We start from the raw sequence: 15,112 nt of genomic DNA, 5'->3' as shown, positions 1-15,112 counted from the left end.
GGATGATCACCTTTTCTGCCAAAAACTAGGCGGAACGCTTACCTCCTGCTCCGCACCTCCTCGCTCGCTACCGTCTTGCGTCGCTGCGCCGACGGACAAACGGTCGGGATTGACAGCTCAGGCCATCTTGGTTACTAGTATACAAGAGGAGAGACGAAATGGCCCTTATCAATGAGAATGCCGCTCGCAGATCCGGGCCTGCCGTCCGAGAAATCTATGACGCGCTTAGGCACCGGATCCTGACTGCCGACCTGATGCCGGGCACCGGCATGTCGGAAGTTCCGTATTCGGAGCAATTCGGGGTCAGCCGCACACCGGTGCGTGAAGTCTTTCGCCGCCTCGCCGACGAGGGCCTGCTTCGCATCGTTCCGCAAGTCGGCACCTTCGTTGCGCCGATTCAACTGCGCGCCGTCTACGACAGCCAATTCGTCAGAGAGACGTTGGAATGCCGCACCGTCACGCTCGCCGCCGCAAATGCAGGCGGCAGGGCTCGGGACGATCTGGAAGATTTCCTGACATTGCAGCGCCGCGCTATTCGCGACAGCGATCTGCAGCGCTTCTTCGACGCTGACGACAAAATGCATACCTATCTGATCGGTGTCGCAGGCTATCCGTCGATCTGGGAACTGATCCAGGGCGTGAAGGCGCAGCTCGATCGCGTTCGCTACCTGTCGCTGGAGAGCGGAGACTGGCTGAACCGGATTTTCGAACAGCACGAACTCATCGTCAAGCGCGTCATCGAAGGCGATGCAACCGGCGCTGAAACCGCCATGCGCGAACATCTGCAATCCGTGTTTCTGACGATCGAGCGCCTCGCCAATAACAAGCCCGAGCTCTTCGAAGGCAGCCTGGGGCCGCACGTCAGCAACGCATCCAAATCTTGAAACGGCTACCGGGAGGAATTGCCATGATCGGATCCAAGTTTATCTCTGTTTTGACCCTAGCCGCTTCGATCCTCGGAGCCGGCGCGGCTTTCGCCGCGGACGTGCCCGCTCCGGGCGTGAGCCCGCGCATCGATGCCATCAAGAAAGCGGGTGTCCTGCGTGTTGGTGTGCTTGCGAACACGCCATGGCTTGTGGAGAACACCACCGGCTCCGGTGAGCCGTGGGAAGGTCCGGCGTGGCTGCTGGCGCAGGAATATGCCAAAGAACTTGGCGTCAAGCTGCAGCCGGTCCCGGTGAGCCACGAAACCAAAGTCCCCGTCCTTGCCTCCAACCAGGTCGATCTGAGCATCACGCCGCTGGCGGAAACGCCGGAGCGCTTGAAGGTTGTCGATTTCGTTCTCTATTCGAAGACCTCCGTGTGCGTGTTCGGCCTGAAGAACAACAAGAAGTTTGCTGATGCGGCGACGGTGGATGCGGTGAACAGCCCGGACTTCACGATCGCCTATTTCATCGGCGGCGCCGAGGAAAACTGGGTCAAGGAACGCTTTCCGAAAGCAAAGCTGCGCGGCGTGACTTCGTCTGCCGCCCCTGCTCCCATCGAAGAAATCATGGCAAAGCGCGCCGACGCCGCAGCCATCAACCGCATCCAGTGGGTTCTCCTCAGCAAGAAGGTTCCTGGCCTCACCGCCCTTCCGAAGGACAATAATTGCCAGGACTCGACCGAAAAGGCAGCGCCTGTCGGTCTTGCGATCGATAAGGGACAAGCTCCCTTCCTCGACTGGCTTCGCGCGGTCGAAAAGGAAACGCAGCCAAAGCTGAACGCCGACGAAGCTCGCATCGTCGACACGATGAAGTAAGCGACCAACATGCTCTAGCGGGACGTCCTTTCCGAAGACGGTCGGGACGTCCTCATTCCAACATCGCCACATGGATCCGCGTTCAGCCGGACGCGGGCGGAGTTCTGCGCCATGGATTTCGACTTTTCGGCTGTCGTGGACAGCTGGCAATATCTGGCCGGCGGCCTCGGGCTGACGATCCTGCTCAGTGTGCTGACGGTTGCGTTGAGCCTGATCTTCGGCATAGCGGTCGCGCTGGGGCGAATGTATGGGCCGCGCTGGGTGTCGATTCCACTCGTCTTCTACATCGATTCCATGCGCGCCGTTCCAGTGCTCGTCGTGCTGATCTGGATCTATTTCGCCCTGCCGATCGTGACCGGCGTCAACCTGCCGCCCTTCTGGGCGGCCCTCGTCGCGCTCACCTTCCATATCTGCGCCTATGTGGCTGAAATCGTCCGCGCCGGGATTACCTCGGTGCGTGCCGGGCAGACGCAGGCAGGCCTGGTGCTCGGCATGTCCGAGGCACAGGTGATGCGCAAGATCGTTCTACCGCAAGCGCTGATCCGCATGCTGCCCTCGCTCGGCTCGATCGTGTCGATCACCATCAAGGATACGGCGATCGCCGCAGTCATCGCCGTGCCGGAATTGATGAAACGGACGGAAACCGTCTCCGGCCAGAGCTTCCGGCCTATGGAGGCCTTCACAGTCGCCATGGTCGTCTATTTCGTCATCCTGTTTCCGACCACCCGCGCCATCGACCTCATTTATAAGAACATCGCATACAGGGGGCGGTCATGAACCTCGACTGGAGTGTCGTCTGGCAGAATTCCGGCGCGCTGGCGCAAGGCGTTCTGATTACCGTCCTGCTCACCTTCTTCACCATGCTGCTGGCCATTCCCGGCGGCATCGTGCTCGCGCTCATGCGCCTGTCCAGCAACCGCATCTTGAGTGGCATCAGCGCCTGCTTCGTGGAATTCTTCCGCAACATCCCGATCATCATTTTGATCTACTGGACATTCTACGTCTTGCCGGTCTTTACGGATATCTCGTTCTCGCCTTTCGGAACCGGTTTGCTGGCACTGGCGCTTAACGTGTCGGCCTATAATTCCGAGACCTTCCGCGCCGGTATAAATTCGATCCGCAAAGGACAGACGGAAGCGGCGCTGGCGCTGGGCATGAGCCACACGGAAGCCATGCTGAAAATAGTGTTGCCGCAAGCCGCACGGCGCGTCTTGCCGGTCCTTGCCAGCACCTGGGTCTCCCTGTTCAAGGACACCTCGCTCGTTTCCGTTATCGCCGTCGGCGACCTCGCGCACACGGCATTGGAAATCCGCTCACAGACATTCCGCGTGCTGGAAATTCTGACCGCTATGGCGGCGATCTATTGGGTCCTCGGCTATCCGCAGGCCAAACTGGTCGACCGCATCTACAAGACCTGGGGAGTAAAAGAATGACCACGGTGGCTGCAGAGATTGAGAACCGAAAGAATGCCGCCCTGACGCCCGTCGTCGAATACCGCAGCATCCGCAAGCAGTATGGCGAATTCGTCGCCATTGGATCCGTCACGGCGCGGGTCAACAAGGGTGAAGTCGTCTGCCTGATCGGGCCTTCCGGCTCGGGCAAGTCCACCCTGCTGCGGACGACCAATGCCCTGGAACAGATCCAGAGCGGCGAATTGCTGTTTGACGGCAAGCCCTTGCCTGCGACCAAGGCCGGCATTCGCCAGGTTCGTCAGCGAATGGGCATGGTCTTCCAGAATTTCGAGCTTTTCCCGCATAAGACCGTTCTGGAAAACATCACCGTTGGCCCGCTGACCGTTCTCAAGGTCTCGGGCGCGGAAGCGCGCAAGCGTGCTGTCGCCCTGCTGGAAAAGGTCGGACTGGCCGACAAGGCGGATAAATACCCTGCCAATCTTTCCGGCGGCCAGCAGCAGCGCGTCGCGATTGCCCGGGCTCTCGCGATGGAGCCGGAGGTAATGTTGTTCGACGAACCGACCTCGGCGCTCGATCCGGAAACCATCGGCGAAGTTCTCAACGTCATGAAACGCCTCGCCGAAGAGGGCATGACGATGATCGTCGTGACACATGAAATGACCTTTGCCCGCCGCGTGGCTGACTGGGTGATCGTCTTCGACAAGGGCAGCATCGTCGAACAAGGCCCGCCGGCCCAGATTTTCGACAATCCGCAGGCGGAACGCACGCGCGACTTCCTCAGCCATCTCGGCTGGGACGGCTGACCGGTTTCCGCTCTCGCACAAGCATTCAGTTTCGGAGGTATTGGAATGAAACATACATGGCGCTGGTTCGGCCCAATCGACAAAGTCAGCGTCCAGGATGCCGCCCAGGCCGGAGCGCACGGGATCGTCAGCTCCTTGCATCACATTCCGACCGGCACGGCCTGGCCGGTAAACGAGATCGTCAAACGTCAGCAGGAAATCGAAGCCGGCGGCCTTAGCTGGGATATTGTCGAAAGCATTCCGATTTCCGAGGACATCAAGAGCGGGACTGGCGATTACAAAGCCCATATCGCAGCCTGGAAAGAAACGCTGAAGCGCCTGAACGCGATCGGCATCGAAACGATCTGCTATAATTTCATGCCGGTCCTGGACTGGACTCGCACCGATCTGCGTTGGTCCACGGGGCATGGCGCAAAGACCATGCGCTTCGACCTTGTCGATTTCGTCGCCTTCGATCTCCACCTCCTCAAGCGGGCCGGCGCGGCGAAAGACTATGATGCCGGACTGATCGAGAGCGCGTCTCGTCGCTTCTCGTCGATGACGGAGAATGAGCGGATTGCCATTTCGAGAAATGTCGGCGCGGGGCTTCCCGGTGCAGCCGATATCTACTCTCTCGAAGAGCTTCGCGCACATCTGGCTCGCTACGCCGGCATTGACGCCGAGGCCCTGCAGAGGCAGCTGATCGACTTCCTTTCGGAAGTCGCCCCGGTTGCCGAAGAACTCGGCATGCGACTTTGCGCACATGGTGACGATCCGCCGTGGCCGCTGCTCGGGCTGCCCCGCATTCTCTCCAAGCTGGAAGACTACGAGACGATCCTTTCAGCCGTCGACCTGAAGGCAAACGGCGTGACCTTCTGCACAGGCTCGCTTGGCGCCCGCGCCGCCAACGATCTTCCTGCGATGATCCGTAAGCTGGCGCCACGCATTCACTTCCTGCACCTGCGCAACGTCCGGCGTGAAGAGCATGCCACGCCATGCTCCTTCTATGAGGACGAACACCTCGAAGGTCAGACGGATATGGTGGCGGTCGTGGCCGCAATCATCGAGGAGGAACGGCGGCGGAAAGCGGAGGGTCGCGTCGATCACCAGATCCCCATGCGCCCCGATCACGGCCAGGAAATCCTCGACGACCTCAAACGCGGCGCCCAGCCTGGCTATCCGGCCATTGGACGTCTGAAAGGTCTTGCAGAGCTCCGGGGCATAGAGCGAGCCTTGTCACACGCAATTCATGGAATGAAATAGGTATGCCGCTGCTTTCCCGCCAATACCAACTGCCCGCCGATGTCGCACGCTCCGCCATGGACAAGGCGCCCGCAACGCCGGGGATACTTCATATCGGGCTTGGCGCGTTTCACCGTGCACATCAGGCCATTTATACGGAAGACGCCATGACGCATTCGGGCGGCGCCTGGGGCATCGTCGGCGTCAGTCTGCGCTCGCGTGAAATCGTCGATGATCTCAAGGCGCAGGATTTCCTCTATTCCGTAACGGCGCGGCGCGCCGAAGGCGAAGATATTCGTGTCGTAGGCTCTATCGTCGACGCCCTGGCCGCCAGTGTCGATGCCGATGACGTCTTGAAATATCTCGCGGATCCCACGATCCGGATCGTCAGCCTCACCGTCACCGAAAAGGCCTATGGGCTCGATGCCGCCAGCGGTGGCCTTGACCATGACCACGCCGCAGTCTCGCACGATCTACGTTCGCCCGGAAATCCGGTTGGCGTGATAGGTTACATCGTCGAAGGACTGGCGCGACGGCATGCGGCGGGAGAGGCTCCGTTCACCGTGCTTTGCTGCGACAACCTGCCCTCCAACGGCGACGTCGTTAAGCGGCTGGTACTGGAGATGGCAAGGCACCGGAATGAACAACTCGCCGCGTGGATCGAACGCGAGGGTGCTTTTCCCAATACGATGGTGGATCGCATCGTGCCGGCGCCAACGCAGGATACGCTCGATCGCGCCAGAGCTCTGCTCGGTGCAGAAGACCATCTGGCGTTGGAGACCGAAAGCTTCAGGCAATGGGTCATCGAAGATCATTTCATATCCGGGCGACCTGCCTGGGAAGTGGCGGGCGCTCTCTTTGTCAAGGATGTTGCTCCCTATGAAAAGATGAAGCTGCGGCTTCTCAACGGCGCGCATTCCCTGATCGCCTATCTTGGCCAATTGCACGGACTTGAATACGTCCGCGACGTGATGGCCGTCCCACAATATGTGGCTCGAATTCGCAGTCACATGCAGGCAGCAGCGAAAACGCTTGATCCGGTGCCGGGCATTGATATCGACGGATATATCGATGAGTTGCTGGCTCGCTTTTCAAGCCCGGCAATCGCGCACCGCACCGCACAGATCGCCATGGACGGCACACAGAAATTGCCGCAGCGCATCTTCTCGCCGGCCTTGGATACGCTGGCTGCGGACGGCGAGATCGGCAGTTTCGCTTACGTGACGGCACTCTGGCTGAGCTTTGTGTCGCGCCAGGACAGCCTGAATGATCCCCGCGCACCCGAATTGCTTGAAGCCGCTTTGAAAGCCCGCACGGTCAGCGATCCTCTTCAATCGTTTCTCGATGTGCCCGGCCTTTTCCCCGATGCCCTGGCGAACAACCCGTTCTGGAAAAAAGCCCTATGCGAACAGATGGCCACCATCGACGGGGAACTGAGCCGGTAATTTACAGGGGTCTCGACGCAGTACCCGCGCATGAGGAGTTTCGATGAAAAAGAGCATTCATTCCTACGCCTGGATCCCGGGCTGGTCTCCGGAAGCCGTGGAGTACGTCGCCCCGAAAGCGGCCGCCAAAGGCTTCAACCATGTCGTCATTCCCATGCGCGACCATGCCGCGATCCACCCGTCCGAGATTGCGCGCGTGTTCGACGCGCAAGGCATTACGCCTGTCGTGACCGCGACCCAGCTCCCGGACGCGGACATCTCCAGTCTCGACCCGGACATTCGCAAACGCGGCCTTGATCGCCATCGCGCCTCCTTGAAGCTCGCCCGCGATATGGGGGCCTATCACATGGGCGGCATCATTTACGGGCTGTTCGGCAAGGCGGACGCGGCGGCGACCGATGCGCAGAGAAAAGTCGCTGCGGACTCCCTCGCCATCCTCGCCGACGAGGCCAAACCGATGGGCATTCGTCTTGCGATGGAAATCCTCAATCGCTACGAAACGAACATGTTCAATACGGTTGACGACGCCATCGCGTTCGTAAAGCTGAGCGGCTCGGACAACCTCTTTCTCCATCTCGATACGTTCCACATGAACATGGAAGAGGCCGATATGGCGGCTGCGCTCAAGCGCGCTCTTCCCTACCTCGTCTATTTCGAGATGGATCAAAATGACCGCGGGTTGCTCGATCGCGGCGCGATAGACTTCGGGCCCTTGTTGCAAATCCTCAAGGAAAGCGGCTATTCGGACATCATCGGTGCCGAGGCATTTTCCAGCGCAGTCAGCGGCCCCGAAGTCGCAAGAGGCGTCTCCGCCTGGAGACCGCTGTTCACCGACGGCGATCAGGTGGCCGACAGCGCCAATATCGTTCTCAAACGCGTATTTGGCTGATGCGGGCGCACATGGACATTCTCCTGATCTCCAGACCGCTCAGATCGATATCGTCGGACTGCAGGGCTGGAGCGCGCTTTGCATACTATTTCACGCCGAGCTCGACGCCCTTCGTGATCCGTGGATGCCCCAGCGAATCCTTGAGCCAACACTCCGATTTTTTGGGAATGTAAGAGAAGGCTTTGCAGACATTGTCGCCAATACATGCCGTGAAACACTCGAGATAGTTCGTATCCCGCAGTCTCCTGTAATCACCACCAGGCGTATCCATTCCTGAGTAGCTGGTGAAATCAGACATGATGACGCTGGTCGCCTTCATGGAAGAATACGCTGCAAGAGCGTCACTATTCCGGATCAACGCCACCACATTGTCTTTCAGAAAGCAGACACCGTATTTCGTGTTGTAGGTGATCGCCTTGCAGCGCCCATCGCTTTCGCAAATCTCGTGGCAATCGCTGTAGGTAACGTCCTTCACCGTGCGATAATCGAAACCAATGGCATCGCAACCGCGGGCATCGATCAGGGCTGCCGTAGTCGGCTGAGCAGGTGCGCTCGTCGATGATTGAGGAGGCTGGACAGCCGCTTGTGCTTCCGGCTTGCCGTAGCAGAGAATCTGAAACACCGAAGGCGTCAGTTTTTCGGCGAGATCGGCTGTCGAGATCGGCGGCTGATCCGCAGCCCTGTCGCCTGACTGGCTCGCGATACTTTGCGACTGCATGAACAGATCCGCGACAGACGCCCGTATCGCAAAATTCACATTCTGGGCGGTTATCCCAATTTGATCGGCCGTCTCCTTTGAAAGCGTAGCGCTCGTGATGCCCATCAGGAATCCGTCCCGATCAACCACCGGGCCACCGGAATTTCCAGGTTGAATCGGCGTGGATATCTGGAGGTATCTCGTGTCGTTTCGCACCCCGGCCAGCGCGTTGACGTTTCCCGTTGTGACTTTCACAGAATCTGCCAGTAGCGTGGCGAGAGGATAACCAATCGCAATCAGATCCTCACCAAGTCGCGTTGCCGATCGGCGAAACACAAGAGGCTTCAATGGCTCTGGAGCAGCGATCTTGATCAGGGCAAGATCGTTGTTGGAATCGATCCGGGGATCGGTGGCGTCACCCTTTCCCTTTACCTCGATCCGGCTGCACGCTTCGACCACGTGAGCATTCGTCAGCAGCCATCCATCACTGGTGACAGCAAAACCGGTGCCGGAAGAATTTGGACTGTCAGCCAGGCAGTTCGATGCAATGCCTGTCGATAAAATAGACGCGAAAAGTATACGAAACAAAGGCGACATACGAAGTTCCCCGGAACACCAGAATAATAGAACTCAGTAACGCACCAATGCAACTCTATCTTGTAGCCAAGGTTAAGTTTTCAAAATTTGAAGAAGAGTTCGATATTTCGATTTTGTTTTTGCACGGCCGACAGAAAACTGCATTTAAATTCCAGTTCAGACGTGACGGCATTCGTGGCTCGGCGGATAACCGTATTGACGGAGATAGGCACGGGAAAAAGCAGCAGCACTTCCAAAGCCAACTAAAGCAGCCGCGACCTTGGCGCTTCGCCCCGACCGCAACTCGACGCGCCCCAGGGCTAGGCGCCAGCTGGTGAGATAGGCCGCCGGCGGCTGTCCAATCGTTTGCTTGAAAGCTTCGATAAAGCGGCTGCGGGACATTGCCGCGATGGCCGCCAGATCCTTGATCTGCCAACGCCGTGCCGGATCTTCATGCATCGCCACGAGGCTCGCGTGGAGGTCATGATGCGCAAGCCCAGCCAGCAGTCCGGCATTAACTGTCCCGCTTGCGAGCGCTCTTCGGATAGCGAGCACAACGACAACCTCACAAAGGCGAGCATGAACCGTTCCGCCGCCGCAGCGCCGGTCGCGGGTTTCCGAGACAATGAGCGCAGACAGGCCTTGCAAAGGCGGTTCGGACGCGAGATCGAAGCGCAACTCCCCCGGCAATGCCCCAACCAACGGGTTCATGCTTCCGCTGAAATCGATGGCAGCGGCAGCCAGTACTTCCATAGCCTCGGATGATGTTGCGGCCGCCTGCGGGCGATAGATCAAATGGGTCGGCACGCCCGTCCCCTCGGCGTCGACGATCAGCAGATTTGCGTCGTACCAATGGTCGCAGGGAAATGCGCGCAAACCATAGGCTCTCAGAAATGCCGCCAGCCGATCATGCTTTTGCGGCTCAGTGGAACGCTCGATCATGTAAATATCCAGAAATGTGATCTGAAGACGGATAGGCTGGTTCAAAGCGAAATACCAGTCCGCAGTCAGCGGACGCTATGCAAATGATGATGGATCAGATGACCGAAAATTCCGCCGCCAAATTTGATCGTTCCCGCGCCGACGAATATGGCCGCCAAAGCCGGATAGCGCTTGCGGGTTACGATGCGTGCCACGAACTGTCGGCTTGCATGCTGTCGGCATCGCTGTCGGACACACCGCGCGCTCGCATTCTGGTCGTCGGAGCCGGTGGGACGGCGGGAGAAATCATCGCGGCCGCTCGACTGGGCCCGGAATGGGAGTTCGTAGCGGTGGACCCCTCGCCCGCCATGATGGATGTCGCCCGCACAAATGTGGTTGCGGGCGGGCTTGAAGCGAGGGTCGATTTCATCCTCGGCACTCTTCAGGAAATATCAAAGGCCGAGCCCTTCGACGCGGCAATCATGATCGGCGTCCTGCATCATTTGCCGGGGGATCAGGCCAAGCACGATATTTTGCAGCAGCTGGCAGATCGTCTGAAACTCGGCGCGCCGCTGGTTCTCGCCGGAAACTACCGCGCCTATGATTCAGAGCCGCTCTTCATGGCAGCCTGGGCCGAACGTTGGCGCATGAACGGAGAAGCACCCGATGCGGTTCGCGCGAAGCTGGATCGTATTCTGAGCGGCGCCGAACCTCCGCGCTCCGAGAAGGCAGTCGCGGCTCTTCTTGCTGAAACGGGTTTCGATGCACCATTGCGCTTCTTTGCCAGCCTGTTTTGGGGGGCATGGCTTACTCGTCGCAGCTCATTGGCCTGAGGCGCGATTGCAGACCCCGGCCGTAGCCCATCGGCCTGATGATGACGACCATGCATAGCTTCAGCACAAATGCCTCGGTGCTGCGAAAAACTATCAGCGGAAATTTGCGATCGATTCGGCGATAATACGAATAGCCACGCGTAAGTCGCTTTCCGATACACCGCCATATCCCAGAAGCAGCCCTGGTGGGCCAGCTATGGAGAGGCGATATTTCTTCAGGCCTTCGATCGCCACGCCGCGCCGCCCGGCGGCTGCGCAGATTTCTGCTTCATCGATGCCTTCGGGCAGCGAAAGCGTTGCATGAAGACCCGCGGCGATGCCGTTGACCGTGACATGAGGCAGGTGTTCCGCAATCAGCTGCGTCAGAAGATCCCGCCGGGCGCGATAGGTGCGTCGCATCATCCGCAAATGGCGATCATAATCGCCACTGTCGATAAATGCCGCCAAGGCATTCTGATCGATGCGCGGACTTCCTTCGTTCCACCGCAGCTGTTCGCTCATTGCAGCCTCCAGATGCTCGGCCGGGACAACCAGCCATCCGAGGCGCAGCGCCGGCGCAAGCGTCTTGCTGACGGTGCCGGCATAGAAAATACGATCCGGCGCCAGACCTTGCAGTGCCCCGACGGGGTTCTGATCGTAGCGGAACTCCGCGTCGTAATCATCCTCGAACGCATAGGCACCCCGGCCGTGCAGCCAGTCGACAAGCGCGCGCCGGCGATCTTTTGTCAGTACGACACCTGTCGGGAATTGATGTGCCGGCGTTACAAACACCGCCTGGACAGCAGATCTCTCCAGCTCATCGACAACGATCCCATCCTCGTCCACAGCTATCGCGATCCGCGCCAGCCCTGCCTGATCTACAGTCTGCCACGCGCTGTAGCTGGGATCTTCGACGCCCAGTCGATCGACGCCCGCGGACTTCAGAACAGCGCAGGCAAGCGCGCGCGCTTCGGCAAAACCGCTGGTGACGATGATCCGCTCCGCACTGGTAATCACCCCACGGACACGCCCCAGATATTCGGCCAAAGTACTCCGCAGCGCCGACGTGCCATGACGGCCATCATAGCCGAAGGCCGGTGCCGGCATGGTCTCGATCGCGTGTCGCAAAGCCTTCAGCCATCCCTTGCGGGGAAACATCGAAAGATCGGGAGTGGAGGAACGCAAATCGTAACGGATGGGGGAAGTCTGCGTGGCGACATGGGCCGTGCCGGGCGGTGAGCTTGGAGCGGCGACATAGGCCACCACCGGGCGCGCACCTGGCCTCGTCAGCAGATAGCCCTCTGCAGCCAATTGATCATAAGCCTCCAGAACCACCGGCCGCGATATGCCAAGATCGGTCGCAAGAGTGCGCGTCGACGGGAGCACCACGCCCGGGTGCAGCGAGCCGGCGCGAATGGCGTCACGGAGCTGAGCCTGGATCTGCCTGCCGAGGCTGAGCGGACTCGCGCGATCAAGCTTCAAAAGAAGGTCGAACGACAAACTGGTCAATATAAATACCCATGATCTGGATATGTATTGATGACCATCTTAAGCCTACCTGTCGCCGCGTCAAGACATCTGCTCTGTCAGCAAACGAGGAGACCAAACCATGTCAGTTGCCGAAGACAACAGCGTAAACCTAGGGGCCGATCGATTGACGCCAGCGGTCATCAGGCAGCTTGGCGGTCTTGGAGCATGCACGTTCGGCATAGCCACGACGTTCTATCTGACACTTTCGAGCGGGCCTGCGCATGTCGCAGCACTTGGCGGGGAACCCGCCGCGGGTGCTGTGACAACGATTTCCACATTCGCTACCGTCGGTGCCACACTGCTTGCCACCAAGCTCGTTGCCCTGCTTGGACGCCGGATTGTCTTTGCGCTGGCTACGCTGGCACTCGGATTACCCTGCATCATGCTGTTTGGAACCTCATTGTATCTCGCCGAAGTGGGTTCCGCACTTCGTGGTTTCGGTCTCGGCCTTAGCTTCATCTCGACAGGCGGTCTCGCGGCAGCGCTTGCTCCCCCCTCCCGTCGTGGCGAGGTTCTCGGAATTTACGGTCTGGCCTTCAGTCTTCCCGCAATTCTTGCCGTGCCGGCCGGGCTGTGGCTGCTGGTCCATATAGGCCCGACGAGTTTGGCCTTGGTTGCGACGGCGAGCGCGCTGCTGCCCTTGCTTGGGCTTGGCATATTCCCAGGTCGCGAAGAGGCGGCACGCCATGTGCGCCTGCGCAACCTGTTCTGGGCGGCGATGGCATGGCCAGGCGTTGCTCAGGCTGGCGGGGCGACCGCCGTCGGCGCGATGATCACCGCACTGGCCATCGGCGGCGCAAAAGGCGCTGAAACAGCAGCATTGGCAATGTTTCTTCATAGTGTCGGCGTTGCGCTTGCCAGATGGGCCGGTGGCCGGATTGGCGATCATCGCGGCCAGCGCTTCGTCATCATCGCCGGCTCCACACTCAGCCTCGCCGCAACGCTGATGCTAGGCTGCGGCTATGGCGTATTCTTCATCATTTTCGGTGCGGCCATGCTTGGTATTGCCTTCGGCCTCCAACAGAACGCCACTCTGTCGCTCATGCTCAACCGCGGCGATGCCGATCCGGTCAATGCAGCCTGGAACCTTGCCTACGACGCTGGCCTGGGAATTGGCGCTTTCGCCTATGGTGCGATGGTTCCTACTGTCGACGCCGGGACTGCAATGGTCATGATCGGCGCAGGCGTCGCGTGCGTGACGCTTACGACCTTTCTGGCATTGGAGCATCGAATTCCACCGCGCACAGAAAGGCTAGGCTGACTTGTGTGGCTCTATCACAATCATCCAACTACGATCCGGCGAGTCAATCTCGCCCGGATCCTCGAGCGACAACAGGGTACGTCAATATCATTTTTAATGCTCATTTTCTGCAATTAGCGCGACGGGGCAAATCATCTAGTAATTGCAACGGGTCTTACGCGAGGGTCAATCGTGAGCATTCTGCTTGAGGATCACGTTAAACTGGGCAATTGCAATGTATTTCCGCATGTGAAGGTCGGTTATCGATCATATGCGAACGAGACGATGATCCGCAGTCACACGACGATCGGTCGCTACTGCTCAATCGGCCGTAGATGCACCTTGAATGCGGCGCGCCACCCGACGAACTGGTTGTCGACCCATCCGTTCTTTTGCAGCATCGAAGAAAACAGCTATTCCAAGCCTTACCCCGAAGAGGAGGTTACGCTCCAAATCGGCAACGACGTGTGGATTGGCGATAACGTCGTGATCATGGGAGGCATTACCATTGGCGATGGTGCCGTGATTGGCGCTGGCGCAGTCGTCACAAAGGATGTCGAACCCTATCAGATTGTCGGAGGGGTTCCGGCGAAACACATTCGCTACCGCTTCGAAAACGAAATCGTATCGAAGCTCCTGGATATGCGGTGGTGGCAATACCGGGAGGAATTCATCGTAGCTCTGCCGCACGACGATATCAAAGCTGCAATCCAGATGCTCCAGGCGCGCATCGCGGTAACAGCGATGGACATGGTCCTGCCTGCGCATTTCCGCCCCTTTGGTACACCACAGGTCCTCAGATCAGCGCTGTCCACAGCGCTATAAGCCCACAGCGTTGGAACTGCCGTATCGCCACAAGCCTCCTACAGAGGCTGGAATCAACCCCTGATTGTATCCACGCTTCGAAATCGAACGCGTGTGCACTTCTTCTGGACGACATTATACCTGCCGGCACCATGACCCGCAGGTGAGGTGAGATCGCCGGCACGGATTGTCGCTCAAGATCCGTAGGACAAGTGTCCGGCAATGCCTCATGAGAGCCTCAGAGCGAATCGTCCTGCATCTTGTACAGTTGCCAGCAGCTCTCTTTGCGGAACGAGAAAGAAAGCTGGTAATCGGTATCAGGCTTGACCAGCATCACCTCCATTCCGCCGTCGGCAAGCTTCGAAATCCGTCGAACCAGACCGTCGGCCTTTTGCTTCTTGGATGTCGGCATCACAGGGAACTTCAGGGCTGCGCCATCCAGTTGCGTTGTCACCGGCGCGGGCTCGGGTTCAGCGTTCGGATCGATGGACGTGCTCTCCAGCGGCCTGCTTGTATGGGCTTTCTGTACCTGGGCGCTATCCATGAACGCCGTGAGGAAGGTCTCGAAATTCTGCGACGGGCATGAAGTCTGGTCTTGAGTGAAGGCAGCCGATGCCATGGTCGAAACAACGCAATTTGCGCTGAGCGCTATCGGCAACACCAGCCACATCCATTTCTTCATATTTGGCATTCTGCGATTCCTTGAGTTTGATTTCACCGGCCGAAGAGGTGAGCCGCTTGAGCGGAAAAGTAGCGGAGCGTGCTGGAATTGCCACCGAGCCAACACCGACGAAAGCACGTAATAGTTGAGATTCCGAAACGGAGCTTGTGGTCTGAAAATATAAGAGCCGCCGCGATCAATACGATGCTCATTCGCGACAGCTCTCCAATTCGAGCTATCTCTTCAAGACTATGATTTCGGTCTGAAGATCACTTTCACCGGATCACCAGGATCGGAAACGTATCGCTCCGGCCCATAACCGGGATTGAACTTGGGATGCCATGCCCTGAGCTGGGTGTC

The 15,112-nt window shown here is 58.8% G+C and carries 15 protein-coding genes; 11 read left to right on the top strand and 4 right to left on the bottom strand.

The annotated features are described in order from the left end of the window. The first annotated feature begins 158 nt into the window (after window positions 1-158). From HGP17_RS23835 to HGP17_RS23800, 8 genes are all read left to right on the top strand, one after another. A complete protein-coding gene (locus HGP17_RS23835; protein WP_168812944.1) occupies window positions 159-884 on the top strand; it encodes a GntR family transcriptional regulator in 726 nt (241 codons plus the stop codon). Between the two features lie 23 nt (window positions 885-907). After that, window positions 908-1,741 (top strand): transporter substrate-binding domain-containing protein, encoded by an 834-nt coding sequence (locus tag HGP17_RS23830; RefSeq protein ID WP_168812943.1) that lies wholly within the window; start codon window positions 908-910, stop codon window positions 1,739-1,741. A gap of 111 nt (window positions 1,742-1,852) precedes the next feature. Beyond that, window positions 1,853-2,518, top strand: a complete 666-nt coding sequence (locus HGP17_RS23825; protein WP_168812942.1) for an amino acid ABC transporter permease — start codon at window positions 1,853-1,855, stop codon at window positions 2,516-2,518. Then, on the top strand, window positions 2,515-3,174 hold the full coding sequence (locus HGP17_RS23820; RefSeq protein ID WP_168812941.1) for an amino acid ABC transporter permease: 660 nt from the start codon (window positions 2,515-2,517) through the stop codon (window positions 3,172-3,174). Before HGP17_RS23825 ends, HGP17_RS23820 begins: the two co-directional genes overlap by 4 nt. Continuing rightward, window positions 3,171-3,956, top strand: coding sequence for an amino acid ABC transporter ATP-binding protein (locus tag HGP17_RS23815; RefSeq protein WP_168812940.1), 786 nt, complete (start codon window positions 3,171-3,173; stop codon window positions 3,954-3,956). The genes HGP17_RS23820 and HGP17_RS23815 overlap by 4 nt, the downstream gene beginning before the upstream one ends. A 45-nt stretch (window positions 3,957-4,001) precedes the next feature. Then, the gene (gene uxuA, locus HGP17_RS23810) at window positions 4,002-5,198 is read left to right on the top strand and encodes a mannonate dehydratase (protein ID WP_168812939.1); all 1,197 of its coding nucleotides are present in this window, start codon (window positions 4,002-4,004) and stop codon (window positions 5,196-5,198) included. A 2-nt stretch (window positions 5,199-5,200) separates the two neighbouring features. Then, on the top strand, window positions 5,201-6,622 hold the full coding sequence (locus tag HGP17_RS23805) for a mannitol dehydrogenase family protein (protein WP_168812938.1): 1,422 nt from the start codon (window positions 5,201-5,203) through the stop codon (window positions 6,620-6,622). Window positions 6,623-6,665: 43 nt separating this feature from the next. Further along, window positions 6,666-7,511 (top strand): sugar phosphate isomerase/epimerase family protein, encoded by an 846-nt coding sequence (locus tag HGP17_RS23800; RefSeq protein WP_168812937.1) that lies wholly within the window; start codon window positions 6,666-6,668, stop codon window positions 7,509-7,511. 85 nt (window positions 7,512-7,596) lie between these two features. Here HGP17_RS23800 and HGP17_RS23795 read toward each other — a convergent pair whose 3' ends face one another. Beyond that, the gene (locus HGP17_RS23795; protein WP_168812936.1) at window positions 7,597-8,805 is read right to left on the bottom strand and encodes a trypsin-like peptidase domain-containing protein; all 1,209 of its coding nucleotides are present in this window, start codon (window positions 8,803-8,805) and stop codon (window positions 7,597-7,599) included. A gap of 156 nt (window positions 8,806-8,961) precedes the next feature. Further along, a complete protein-coding gene (locus HGP17_RS23790; RefSeq protein WP_168812935.1) occupies window positions 8,962-9,726 on the bottom strand; it encodes an AraC family transcriptional regulator in 765 nt (254 codons plus the stop codon). 98 nt (window positions 9,727-9,824) lie between these two features. Between HGP17_RS23790 and HGP17_RS23785 the strand changes: the two genes are divergently transcribed. Next, window positions 9,825-10,538 (top strand): class I SAM-dependent methyltransferase, encoded by a 714-nt coding sequence (locus HGP17_RS23785; protein WP_205926101.1) that lies wholly within the window; start codon window positions 9,825-9,827, stop codon window positions 10,536-10,538. Window positions 10,539-10,631: 93 nt separating this feature from the next. Here HGP17_RS23785 and HGP17_RS23780 read toward each other — a convergent pair whose 3' ends face one another. Beyond that, complete coding sequence (locus HGP17_RS23780; protein WP_168812934.1) at window positions 10,632-12,026, bottom strand: PLP-dependent aminotransferase family protein; 1,395 nt, start codon at window positions 12,024-12,026, stop codon at window positions 10,632-10,634. Window positions 12,027-12,126: 100 nt separating this feature from the next. Here HGP17_RS23780 and HGP17_RS23775 point away from each other — a divergent pair, with 100 nt between their 5' ends. Together HGP17_RS23775 and HGP17_RS23770 are read left to right on the top strand one after the other, a co-directional pair. Then, window positions 12,127-13,308: an MFS transporter gene (locus HGP17_RS23775; RefSeq protein WP_168812933.1), complete on the top strand. Its 1,182-nt coding sequence runs from the start codon at window positions 12,127-12,129 to the stop codon at window positions 13,306-13,308. Between the two features lie 171 nt (window positions 13,309-13,479). Next, complete coding sequence (locus tag HGP17_RS23770) at window positions 13,480-14,112, top strand: CatB-related O-acetyltransferase (RefSeq protein ID WP_348648986.1); 633 nt, start codon at window positions 13,480-13,482, stop codon at window positions 14,110-14,112. A 217-nt stretch (window positions 14,113-14,329) separates the two neighbouring features. Here the strand turns inward: HGP17_RS23770 and HGP17_RS23765 are convergent, their stop codons facing one another. Beyond that, window positions 14,330-14,782, bottom strand: a complete 453-nt coding sequence (locus HGP17_RS23765; RefSeq protein WP_168812932.1) for a hypothetical protein — start codon at window positions 14,780-14,782, stop codon at window positions 14,330-14,332. Between the last annotated feature and the right edge of the window lie 330 nt (window positions 14,783-15,112).

The sequence above is a fragment of the Rhizobium sp. P38BS-XIX genome (genome assembly GCF_012641435.1).
GTDB lineage: Bacteria > Pseudomonadota > Alphaproteobacteria > Rhizobiales > Rhizobiaceae > Rhizobium.
This window is presented reverse-complemented; position numbering and strand designations above follow the sequence as displayed.

Coding starts and splice junctions, on each gene's coding strand:
- HGP17_RS23835 (WP_168812944.1), top strand. CDS start 159: ATGGCCCTTATCAATGAGAATGCCGCTCGCAGATCCGGGCCTGCCGTC.
- HGP17_RS23830 (WP_168812943.1), top strand. CDS start 908: ATGATCGGATCCAAGTTTATCTCTGTTTTGACCCTAGCCGCTTCGATC.
- HGP17_RS23825 (WP_168812942.1), top strand. CDS start 1,853: ATGGATTTCGACTTTTCGGCTGTCGTGGACAGCTGGCAATATCTGGCC.
- HGP17_RS23820 (WP_168812941.1), top strand. CDS start 2,515: ATGAACCTCGACTGGAGTGTCGTCTGGCAGAATTCCGGCGCGCTGGCG.
- HGP17_RS23815 (WP_168812940.1), top strand. CDS start 3,171: ATGACCACGGTGGCTGCAGAGATTGAGAACCGAAAGAATGCCGCCCTG.
- uxuA (WP_168812939.1), top strand. CDS start 4,002: ATGAAACATACATGGCGCTGGTTCGGCCCAATCGACAAAGTCAGCGTC.
- HGP17_RS23805 (WP_168812938.1), top strand. CDS start 5,201: ATGCCGCTGCTTTCCCGCCAATACCAACTGCCCGCCGATGTCGCACGC.
- HGP17_RS23800 (WP_168812937.1), top strand. CDS start 6,666: ATGAAAAAGAGCATTCATTCCTACGCCTGGATCCCGGGCTGGTCTCCG.
- HGP17_RS23795 (WP_168812936.1), bottom strand. CDS start 8,805: ATGTCGCCTTTGTTTCGTATACTTTTCGCGTCTATTTTATCGACAGGC.
- HGP17_RS23790 (WP_168812935.1), bottom strand. CDS start 9,726: ATGATCGAGCGTTCCACTGAGCCGCAAAAGCATGATCGGCTGGCGGCA.
- HGP17_RS23785 (WP_205926101.1), top strand. CDS start 9,825: ATGACCGAAAATTCCGCCGCCAAATTTGATCGTTCCCGCGCCGACGAA.
- HGP17_RS23775 (WP_168812933.1), top strand. CDS start 12,127: ATGTCAGTTGCCGAAGACAACAGCGTAAACCTAGGGGCCGATCGATTG.
- HGP17_RS23765 (WP_168812932.1), bottom strand. CDS start 14,782: ATGCCAAATATGAAGAAATGGATGTGGCTGGTGTTGCCGATAGCGCTC.